Origin of the sequence: Dyella sp. (assembly GCF_051954575.1) — a bacterium.
Taxonomy (GTDB): domain Bacteria; phylum Pseudomonadota; class Gammaproteobacteria; order Xanthomonadales; family Rhodanobacteraceae; genus Dyella_B.
In genome coordinates, this window is sequence record NZ_JBQCHP010000071.1 from 1 (window position 1) to 10,868 (window position 10,868).

Consider the following 10,868-nt stretch of genomic DNA (forward strand, 5'->3'; position numbering starts at 1 on the left):
GACAAACTAGCAGTCACTTTGGGACAGCGCGTTGATGTCGCGATGTGCCGCACATGGCCTGTGTGGACTTGTCTGCACAGTCGCATGCCGTTGTTCGGGCGGAGTGCGGTGCATGTATGCCATGTGGCAGAGAAGTTTGGAGCGATCGAGTGCGAGTGCACGTTGACACGTCGGTGTGTTGAAGTCGACTTATCGAGAATGATTCAAGTGAATCTTCCCGTGACTGATTGACGTCGAACTTCAGCTTGCCGAATGCGTCCCCTCCCCTACGTGTAGTAGGGGAGGGCCAGGGTGGGGTGAAGCAACCTCGCGGTGAACTCAAATAGCGCGGCAAGCTCGGACAACCCCACCCCGGCCCTCCCCTGCAAGCACCTGATTAGCGTCGAATCTCGGCTGCGCGAACAATGGCTCCCTCCCCTGCGAAGTAGGGGAGGGTTGGGGTGGGGTCAAGCAACCTCGCGATGAATCCATGTTGCTCGGCAAGCTCGTGCAACCCCACCCTGACCCTCCCCTGCACGCAGGGGAGGGAATACATTTGTGCAAGTTGAGATACGACGCTAATCAGGTGCAAGCAGGGGAGGAAGCCACCGTTTCAAGCCGTCCACCACAGCGACTCCCCTTCACACAGCCTAGCCCCGCCCCCGGCTAGGTTTGCAGGAGTTCGGGAACTGGCTTAACTTGTGCGGCCAAGTCGCTTGTGCGGCGGGGCAAATCAGCGTCTGAACAGGGTGGCGGAAGATTGATGATGCATAGGGAAGCTCGCTTTACGTCCGTACGCGCCTGGATGCTGGCAGCCGGTTTGCTGGGCGTAGTGCTGGTGGGCGGTTGCGCCAAGCCCAAGGTCACCTTCAAGCCCAAGTACAGCGAGCCTGCCACCGTGCAGCCGGCGGCGTCCGCCCCGGCGGAGGGGGCCGGCGGGGATACTTCGCCGCGCCAGTCGCTTTCGTCGATCGTCAGGCACGACCTGCAGAACGGGCATTACGCGGATGGCGAGAAGGCGCTGCGGCGCTATCTGCAGGATCATCCGGGCGATCGCAATGCGCAGTTTTTCCTCAAGCAGTTGACCGAAGATCCCAGGCAGGCGCTGGGCGCGGACTCCAGCCCGCACGTGGTGCAGCCGGGAGAGTCCTACAGCACGCTGGCGGCCAAGTACCTGGGTGATCCGAACCTGTTCCTGATGCTGGCACGCTACAACGGCTCGACCAATCCGGCCGTGCTCCGCGTGGGTTCCACGCTGCAGATGCCCGCTTCGCCGAACGCTGCGGCGGTGGAGGCGCCTTCCGCGCAGCCATCCGTCTCCGCCGGTGCGTCGGCTGCAGCCGTTGCCGCGCCCGCGCCGCCACCGGCCGCGATACCGCCCACGCAGCGTGCGCTGCAGCTGGAAAACCAGAGCCTGGCCCTGTATCGACAAGGCCATCACGACCAGGCGCTGACCCTGTTCGACCAGGCGCTGAGCTTGAACCCACAGCTGAAATCCTCCGATCCCGCCTTCGCAGCGTTGAGCCGCACCTGGGTAGCCAACTCCCATCAGCAGGCGATGGTGCTGTATCTGGATCAGCATCTGGACCAGGCCATTGCGTTGTGGAACCGCATCCTGGTGGTCGACCCGGGCTACGAACCGGCGGTGGTCTACCGCACGCGCGCGTTGGAGCTGAAGCAGCGCCTGCAGCAATACTGAGATCGCTGGATCTCGTAGGTTGGGGTGCAAACCCCAACGTCGTGATCCATATGCGCATGGCAGTGTTCGGGTTCGCAACCCAACCTACGGCATCGCGCTTCAGTTCATGACCTCCCGCCAGTTCACCCGCTTGACCTGGTTGGCGGTGGGCGAGGCGGGAATCGGCTGGTTCATATTCTTGCCGCTGGTATCGCTGGCGACCGCGCCGATGGTGCCGTTGGCGTTCTTGACCAATTGCACGTTGGTGAGTGCCGCGGCGGTCGTGGTGAGATTTTTCACCGGCGTGTCGCCGCTGCGCAGCACCGAAGCCCCGGCGTAGTTGACGGCATACAGCGAGCCTTGCAGGGAGCACGGATCGCTGGAGGGGATCACCGTCACCCACGCAACCACGTTCAGGCCGGTGCCCGTGCTCGGCGCCACCACGATACGTTCGGTGCCGCCCTTGTTGCCGCCCGCCGAGCCAGTCAGGTCGTAATACCAGCCCGATGCGCTGGCGTTGAGCGCCGCACCGCTGAGCAGGTCCGTGACGGGCGTCAACGCATGGCGCGTGAGCGGCAGGCCGCTGTTGGCGGGCGTGCTGCCGGAGCCGTCGCGCAGGGCGTACATGGTCTGGCGCTGCGTGTCGGTCAGGTCGGTGATATCGAGGAATTTACCGGTGCCGACGAACACCCAGCGCAGCGTGCTCAAGCCATCGGTGCTGATGCTTTCTTCCACGCGCGGCATGGTGGTGACGGGTTGGGGATTGCCGGATTTGTCGGTGAGCGTGGCCAGCAGGGTGGGCGAGGGGTAGTTGCCGGTCGGGTGTCCTGACGTGTCCACGGCCGCTTCGGTGAGATCGAAGCGCCACACATTGCCCAGCAGGTCGCCCGCATAGATCTGGTCTACGGTGCCGTCGGCGACGTCGCGCGTGTAGGCGGTGGCTTGCGTAAGTCCCGCCGGCTTGGCGGCGCTGCCTGCGCCGGTGTCGATCTTCTGCAGAATCGCACCGGTCTTGATGTTCAAGATATACAGAATGCCGTGGCCGGCGAGTTTCCCGCGCGTGTTGTCGTAGCCGGAGGTCACCGCCACCACCCAGCCGTATTTGCGCGTCTTGATGATCAACGGCGCGCCGTAGCTGTAGCCCATGTCGGCTTCGGTGAATTCCCACAGCACGTTCTTCGCCACCGTGCTTTCCGCTTTCACGCTGCCGGTGGTGTCGACCACGTCGGGCACGCTGGTGATGTCCAGCGCGTAAATGCCCTTGCCGCCCTTGCCGAGGCCGCCGACCAGGATGGTGTGCCAGTCCGCGGTGGTGGCGGTGGAGGTCGGATTGATCGCGCCATTGCTGGTATAGGTGAAATCCGCATCGGCCACCTGCGGCGTGGCGTCGACGTAGAAGTGGTGCGCGTAGCTGTTGGCCGAGACGCCGTTGAGGTTGCCCAGCGCAGGCAGGCCATCCACCAGCGGCGTGCCGTTGGGACCGTTGAACAGCATGCTGGGAACGTAGGCAAACAGTTCGCTGCCGCCGCCGGTCACCGGATTGGCGCGGGTGGCGCCCTGGAAGTCCGCTTCAAACGCATGCAACATGCCGTCATTTGCGCCCACGTACACCACCGGCATGCGGTTGGCGACATTCGCGACAAAGCGGGCATAGCCGGGATTGGCCGACTCCGTATAGGCATTGGACATGGCGCCCTGCACCAGCACCGCGGCCGAATTGACGATGTCGCCCAGGATATGCGTGCGTGCGTGGAACACCGTGCTCTCGTTGCTCTTGTCGCCGCGCAGGTAATTGACGAAATCGGCGCCTGCGCCCGTGGTGTTCACCGCGGTCTGTTCGCTGGCTGACAAGCGGTCGTAGCGGAACGGTATGCCTTCGCGGCCATTCCAGGTGACCACGCGCCGGCCGGTATTCCAGCCCACGACATTCTTCGAGGAGCCGTTCGAGGTAGCCTGGGTCAGCGTGTCCAGCTGCAATTGCGCGTGCCAGGGTGAGGTGCCGTCGACGGCGCCGATGTTGCCGTCGCTGGCGGTGGTGGCAATCATGCCGCTCACGTCGCCCGTCCAGGTGATGGGCGTGTATTGCGTGGTGTAGGCCGGAAAGCCATTGGCCGGTGCGTAGTAAGGCATGGCGCCGGCGGTGACGCTGCTCAGTGCACGGCTGGTGTTGATGGTTACGCCCGAGCCGGTCTGTGACGACGTGGATGCGATGTTGTTGAAGATCTGCTGCAAGCCGCTCTGGATCAGTGCGGGCTGGTTGCCCGGGAAATAATTGTCCGGGCGCAGGTTCTTTGCGTCTGCCGTGGTGTTGTTGGTGTGCCAGGTAAGCATGTTGGCCGGCACGCCATCGCCGTTGACGTCGTTGAAGCCGCCGTACTTCGCGGCCAGCCAATACATGTTCGGGCCGCCACCTCCCCATTTCGCGTTGCTGGGGTTATACGTTTCGTGGCCAGGCGTGCCGTCGAAGCTGCCCGGTTCGAGCACGTCGACCACGTAGGTGGTGACTTTCTGGTTGCCGGTGATGTCGGCGCGGATGTCGTTGGTGTGCGCGTAATAGGCAAGCCCCGCCATATTGTAGGTGGCGGAGACTGCGCCGCCCGCTTCGTAGATGTTGCCCAGGGCAGGTACGTTGAGGTACTGCGCCATGGTTTTGGAAGCGGGTGTCGCGCCCTGGGCTTCGATCAACGGCAGGTTGCCCAACGCCGTGACGTAAGCGGAGGCATCGAGCGGAGCCGCCACGGTGCGGTCCGTCTTCAACGACGCAAGCGGCTTGCCCGCGTCGCCATTTTGGCTTGCGGGCGCGCTCGTCGGTACGCGTGTATCCACCCAGGTATGCGAGTCGCCGATGGTGACGATGGCATTGTTCTGGCAGGAGTACTGGATAGGGTCGTTGATGGTGGGCTTGTTCGACACGTTCGCCGGCTTGCCGGAAAACACCGGGAAGCTGGGGTCCCCGCTGTTGCTCTGCGAGATGCCGTCGGTATAACTCGGATCCAGCGGCACCTGCATGTAGTAGGCGAGCGTGGCCCAGTACAGGTCGCTGACCGTGTCGGAGTACTCGTAATGGCCGCGATAGCCGAATTTGTTGAGGTAATTGATGGTGCCGCTGTCGGAGAACGGGACGTCGCCTGGCGCTTTGGCGTAAGCGTCATCGGCGGCGTCGGGGTTTTGATAGAAGATGCCGGTCTTCCCATCCCACTCGGCGTACGTGTTATCGATGCGGGCGCCATAGCCGTTGTAGGCCGTAGGGCCATTATCGTGCAGCAGCGCACGCACCACGCCGTTGGGGTGTTCCCAGCCCTGGTGAAATCCGTAGCCCGCCGCGCCCACACGGATCTTGGTGTAGTTTTGCTGGATCAAGCCGTCTGGTTTGTCGTACACGCCGGCGCCGATGTAGTCGCTGATGCTGTGCGCCGAATTGCAATTGCGCTCCAGCATGCCCGGCACGCACACCTGCACTTGTGCGCTGTAGACGGTGGCAAATTGGCGGCCGTCGGCGGAATTGGCGAACGCGCTGTTGTTGGAAATGATGAAGGTCGAGTCCTGTCCAGCCGAGCGCAGGTACACCGTGCCAAGACCTGCGTACTGCCTGTCGCCGATGACGGTGGAAGGGGACACGTTGGTGGTGCCGTTCGCGGACGGGCCGATGATCTTGTCCGGAAAATTCTGCAGAGTGCTTTGCGCCGCATTGAGTCTGGAGCGCTTGAGCACGGTCAGCTTTACGTCATCGATCGAACGGTTGCCGCCGGTGAGGGCCTGGCGAAACTCATCCAGCGCCGTCATCAGCGCCCAGTTGAGCATGTTGCCGCTCCAGTGGCCGGTGCAGACCGGGCCGGAGCTGCCGACCGGCACGAAATAGCCCGCACCGGTGTGGTTGTTGTAGTCGTAGCACTTGGCCGGATCGAAATAGCCAAGATAGGTGGCATCAGGCGCGTAACCGGTGCTGTCCGTATAGGCAGCCACGGTACCGGTGGGGTATTCCACCGACAGCGACAGCATCAGGTTCGCAGGCACGTTGGAGGTGCTGTACACCGGCGTGTCGGTCAGGGTGGTGGCGGCGCAGGCGCCTGCACTTGCGCCGAGCGCCACCATGCATGCCAGCAAACTGCAGTGGAGACGAGCTTTGCGTAGAGACTTGAGCATGGCCGTTTTTTTCGAGATGAAGGATGGACAAAAGACGAATGCGATCGCAGCGCTCAGCGCATGATGGTTTGCACGTACGCAGTGGTGCCCTTGGGGCCATCCACACGCACCGTCAGACGAAACGCCGCGTTGGGCGCGGTGTTGAAGGTCTTGTTGTCCGACGTTTGGTTGGAGACGTTGCCGCTGGTGATGGTCGGCCCCGGCACGATGCAGGTGGACGCGCTGGCGGTGCCGGTACTGGGGCAAAGCCGTTCCACCACGTAGGCAATGACGTTGCCGTCGTCGCTCGACAATGGCGCGTAGCCGGAGACCTTGTTCACCAGGATGTCCGGAATGTCGGCGGCCGAGCGCGAGGTGGCCGGCTGCGGCTCCGCGTAATAACCCAGCGGGACATGATCGATATTGCTATCGGGCTGCGTGAAGGTGATGCGCTGTTGCGCATCCACATAGGCGCGCTCGGCTTCCTGCAAGGCGCTTTGGCGAAAGGTGAGTGTGGTGGCGATGCTGGTGCTGGTATCCACCGAACGCATCAGCGCCATCGCCGCCAGCAGCGACACCACCAGCACGATCACGGCCATAAGGGTGGAAACCATGCCTTGTTGGCGGAAGGGGGCATTCATATCGTGTCGGCCTAATAGAACTGGGAAACCATCGCGTTGCGCACTGGAATGGTGGTTTCGTACACCTGGTAGCGAAACTGCGTGTCGAGGGGCACGCTGTATCGCACGTCGGTCGGAAGATCCTTGAACAAGGTCAGCTGGGAATCACCCTTGTAATCGGCTTCGCGTTCCGGCAGGCGGCTTTGCGCCACGATCGCCACGCGAATCGCCTTGATCTGGCTCATGGCCACGGCGGCTGCATTGGTTCCGGCAGTCAATTTACTGATGTCCCAGTCGCCGGCAGGCTGCTTCCAGGTGAGGTCGCTCGAACCGCTGGCCTGGGTGCCGTACAGCGCCTTGACCATCACGATGCCATCGGCGATCGGCGTGATCGCGGCGGGCTGGTTGTCCACGCTACGCTGCAGCAGATCCCACGACACCAGCGAGCCGCTGGATGGATCGACGCCGTAAAGCGTGAAGCTGGGCGAGGGGCCGATGTTGAAGACATTGGTGGCGGTTTGCAGGCCGGTGCTCGGGCTGTTGGGTGTATCCAGCACAAGGGTGGTGGTAGGTACCTGCGTCGCCGTGCCGCCGTTGCTGGCGATGTGCGCCATGGCGCAGGTGCCGCCCGACAACGTGCCGATCAGGTAATCGCCGGTGAAAAAGCCCAAGGCATTGCTCACCACTACACCGTGAGTGGAAGGCGTGCTGCTCACGGCGACACTGAATACCTGCAGTGCCGAATCGCCACTCACTACGCCGATCACGTCCGATCCCTCCTTGCTGCCGGAAGCGATCAGGACCGGCACCAGGCGTGTGGTGAGCGGCCAGCCCGACGCAGAGAACGGTGCCGGCAGGCTTGCCGCGGGAAGCACCTTCTTGCCGCCGGTGTAAGCCGTGACAGGGCAGCCCCACAAACCATGGTTGAGGCCTTGCACGATGCCGGAGCCGGCGCTGCGCAGCTGGCGTTCCAGCGTATACAGCGCGTAGCTGCCGTTCTGCTGCGCATCGTTGCCGCTGGTGGTGGTGCGCTTTTTACCTTCGTACACGGCAAACGCCGCCATCATCGCCAGCATGCAGATCATGCTCACCAGCATGCCCACCATCAGCTCGATCAGCGAAAAACCACGCTGGCGCGTCATCGACGGCATGGCGGGTGCGTAGGAATAAATCAGAGGGTCCTCCTCAACTGCCGATGGCGGTAACGGATACATACTTGTGCACGCTGTGATCGGTGGGGGCCTGCCAGTAGACGGTGACCGTCACCTGGTATTCGGTATTGCCGGTGTGGGAAATGGCTTGCCGCACCACATCGATGCTTGGCGGGTTGGCTTTCACGCCAGGCAGGCAGTTGTGGAAACGCTGTTGCGGTTGGATCGTGCAATCGAGCGCATCGAACCAGGCGGTATAACCGGCGCCGCCCTTGCCCTTGCTGCCTTTGAAATCGTTCGGCAGCTTGGTCAGGTCGGAGGCCCACATCTGCGCAATCACGTGATCGGTCAGCATCGCCGCATTGATGCGATAGCTGGAGGCGGTGGTCATTTCGATCGCCGATCCTTGCAACGCGACCATGCCGAGAATGCCGATCGAAAAGATCACGATGGCGATCATTGCGTCGATCAGCACGATGCCGGCCTGCTTTGCGCTCTCTCCTCCGTCCTTAATCAAAGATGGGGGAGAGGGGCGGGATGAGGGGACACGGCTTGCCTTGACCTTCATCAGGTTCATGGACACCCCATAACGTTCTTGCTCAATTTGAAAGCGGGGTCGCACATGTTCACCATGCCGCCCGCCGAGATGGTGGTGACCAGACGCCGGCTGTTCGATTGCAGCGATGCATTGGCGGCGGTGGCGTCGATGCGCAGAATCGAACCGCTGCCGTACGCGGTGGGGCGTCCCAGCGCATCGAAGGTGACGCCGGCAGGAACGCCGCCACTGATGAGCGTGGCGTAAGCAGCAGAGCCGGACGCATACGTGGCAACCTTGCTTGGAGTCGTGGAAACACCTACCTCCACCGTGCTTGCGCTCTGCGAATTCCAGGTCTGGATAATCTTGGTGGCGCTGCTGCAATCCGTCGCGGCCCTCGCGCTGGCGGCACTGGCCGGCAACTGGCACACCTGCCAGCTGGTGGCGGAATTCAATTGAAACCGTACATAGCGCGCTTGTTGCGATGCTTCGTTGCGCGCCAGGCGCAAACCGTTCTGGATCGATTCGGTCACTGTCCTGATGCGCGTATTCAAGGTCCACTGCTGATAACTGGGAATGCCGAGCATGACCAGGATGGCGAGAATGGCCACGGCGACCATCATCTCGATCAGGCTCACGCCGCGCTGGCCTGCCGTGTTCACTGGCAGCTTCCTTTGGCCGTGACCCAGCAATTGCTCATCGAGCCGGAGTACCAGTTGTTGGCGCTGGTTGTTGCGTGGGTGTTCTTGTCGTCGATGGTGAATTCGAAGCCGGCCGTCTGCGTGGTGGCGCCGGTGGCAGTAATCGTGTAGCCGCTGGTGGTGATAGCGCAGGTGTAGGTGAAATATTTCACCGTACTGTTCGAGCCGGTGGCTGGCATGAGGACTCCGCACTTTCCCGAGTTGTCCGCATAGCTGCGGTTATCCTGAAAGTACTGCTCCATCTGCACACGCAACGCGCTCAGGTTGTTCTGCGCTTCGGTAAGCTTGCTGCGCGTGATGTAGGTGCTGTAAATCGGCACGGCGATCGCAGCCAGAATCGCGATGATCGCCACGACGATCATCAGTTCGATCAACGAGAATCCAGCCGCTTGTCCGCGACGTTCGCGTAATGTGCTCATGGGCCGCCCTGTACGGTATGGAACCTGCGCAAAGGCTCCGGAAGACTGCGACGAAGCGTGATGACAACCGCGCGAGTTATCAGCAACGTTCGCTTGAAATGCCGCTGATGAAATGATCAGTACTAACGTACGCAATGACCATCGCAGGAGCGTACAAACTTGCTATCAGACAGGGACAATGCGCGCATAACGCGATGTGAGGCGCATGTCTTGATGAGGTGTGCGGGTGTTTTCGCGACAGGTGCAAGGGATCTGTCGTAGCGGCATTAAATATGGTTGTGTGATTTGTAGGTTGGGGTGCCAACTCTGACATATCCCCACAATGTGCTGAGGAAACAGAGCCGCGCGTGAGCGTGAACGATTGCCTGCGGCGCTTTCGGTCCCTAAAGGGCCCGAGTCACTTTTCTTTGCTGGCCTGTACAGACCGTAGACATGGGTAACAGTCGTGCCAGGACATGGGTGACAGTCTATTCGGACCGGCGCAGGTCGATAGTGGTCAGGCGATGCTGGGCAAAATACAGGTCATACACACCGTCTTCGTCCTCTCGTGGCCGAGCGGCGATGGGATAGCCGGCCAAGGCATTGGATACCTTCAGCTTGCGCCCCAACACGCTGACGGCCCCTAAAGTTTTAACCATCACGACGTGGTCGTTAGGGCCGTATTCGATCGCCGGCAAGGCGCTCGGAAAGGGGCGTGGACTGGCTTGGTAACGCGAGCCGGGCACCGCCATACCAATGGCTTCATGCGGGCGTAAATGGTTGTAAACCGCGCGCCATTGGTCGAACGCTTGCTGGGCGTGATCGCAGGTGTGGAAGTGCTGACCCGCTAGCACTTCAGCCTTAAGGCTGCGATGAAAGCGCTCGTCCTTGCCATTGGTTTGGGGATGGGCGGGCGCACTGAAAGTCACCTGGATGCCCAAACGCACCAACCAGACCGTGAGCTTGGACAAACCGCGTGAATCACCGGCGGGGCTCCCCCAAGGCGAGCCGTTGTCCATGTTCATCCGCCACGGCAAGCCATAGCGATGGAACGTCTCGGTGAGTGCCGCTTGCACGGTATCCGTGCGCATGTCCGAGGTCGCTTTAAGCAACAGGTTGTAGCGCGAATGGTCATCCAACACGGTCAATGGGTCGCAGCGCCCGCTGCCCACCGCGATGGTGCCCTTGAAGTCCATCTGCCACAGGTCGTTGGGAGCGGCATGCTCGAAGCGATGCCATCGAGGCGGTCCCGCACCGGGCAATGGCTCATCCAGCAAGCCGTGGCGGCGAAGGATGTGCGTGATGGTGCTCGGTGCCGGCACACCTTCATACCCTTGCTCACTCAGCACATGGCAAAGCTTGCGACCACCCCAGCATGGATGCTTGCGGCGCAAGGCCACGACGAGTTCTTCCATGGCTAAGGCCGTTTGGGTGGGGCAGTGATGAGGGCGGCGAGACCGATCGTTGAGCGCTTGCCCGTCACGATCTCGCTGTAACCACTTGTAGGCGGTCTTGCGGCTAATGCCAAAGCGCCGCGCCAGCTCGGTGATGGGCAGGCTGGCATCGTGCGCCAACGTAATGAACTCACGACGGAGGGACATGGATGTGGCTTCCTTCCAAGGCATGGATGAGAACCCCGCGCAGGCCAAATGGCCCGTCGAGGTGTAACCCATGTCCTGGCACA

The 10,868-nt window shown here is 61.9% G+C and carries 8 protein-coding genes; 1 reads left to right on the forward strand and 7 read right to left on the reverse strand.

Annotated features, from left to right (window positions below; genetic code table 11):
• Nucleotides 1–742: 742 nt before the first annotated feature.
• The gene (locus tag ACTHNE_RS09465; RefSeq protein ID WP_440269129.1) at nt 743–1,678 is read left to right on the forward strand and encodes a tetratricopeptide repeat protein; all 936 of its coding nucleotides are present in this window, start codon (nt 743–745) and stop codon (nt 1,676–1,678) included.
• Nucleotides 1,679–1,777: 99 nt separating this feature from the next.
• Here ACTHNE_RS09465 and ACTHNE_RS09470 read toward each other — a convergent pair whose 3' ends face one another.
• The 7 genes from ACTHNE_RS09470 to ACTHNE_RS09500 all read right to left on the reverse strand — a co-directional run bounded on the left by ACTHNE_RS09470 (nt 1,778) and on the right by ACTHNE_RS09500 (nt 10,809).
• On the reverse strand, nt 1,778–5,749 hold the full coding sequence (locus tag ACTHNE_RS09470; protein ID WP_440269130.1) for a pilus assembly protein: 3,972 nt from the start codon (nt 5,747–5,749) through the stop codon (nt 1,778–1,780).
• 104 nt (nt 5,750–5,853) lie between these two features.
• Nucleotides 5,854–6,393, reverse strand: a complete 540-nt coding sequence (locus ACTHNE_RS09475) for a pilus assembly PilX family protein (protein WP_440269131.1) — start codon at nt 6,391–6,393, stop codon at nt 5,854–5,856.
• 38 nt (nt 6,394–6,431) lie between these two features.
• On the reverse strand, nt 6,432–7,550 hold the full coding sequence (locus ACTHNE_RS09480; RefSeq protein ID WP_440269132.1) for a PilW family protein: 1,119 nt from the start codon (nt 7,548–7,550) through the stop codon (nt 6,432–6,434).
• Nucleotides 7,551–7,584: 34 nt separating this feature from the next.
• Nucleotides 7,585–8,025: a hypothetical protein gene (locus tag ACTHNE_RS09485; RefSeq protein WP_324943752.1), complete on the reverse strand. Its 441-nt coding sequence runs from the start codon at nt 8,023–8,025 to the stop codon at nt 7,585–7,587.
• Between the two features lie 98 nt (nt 8,026–8,123).
• Nucleotides 8,124–8,747 carry a pilus assembly FimT family protein gene (locus ACTHNE_RS09490; RefSeq protein WP_440269133.1) on the reverse strand — a complete coding sequence of 208 codons (624 nt, stop codon included), beginning with the start codon at nt 8,745–8,747 and terminating at the stop codon, nt 8,124–8,126.
• Nucleotides 8,744–9,205, reverse strand: a complete 462-nt coding sequence (locus ACTHNE_RS09495) for a type IV pilin protein (protein ID WP_324943746.1) — start codon at nt 9,203–9,205, stop codon at nt 8,744–8,746. The genes ACTHNE_RS09490 and ACTHNE_RS09495 overlap by 4 nt, the downstream gene beginning before the upstream one ends.
• A gap of 467 nt (nt 9,206–9,672) precedes the next feature.
• A complete protein-coding gene (locus ACTHNE_RS09500) occupies nt 9,673–10,809 on the reverse strand; it encodes an IS481 family transposase (protein ID WP_440269134.1) in 1,137 nt (378 codons plus the stop codon).
• Nucleotides 10,810–10,868 lie beyond the last annotated feature (59 nt).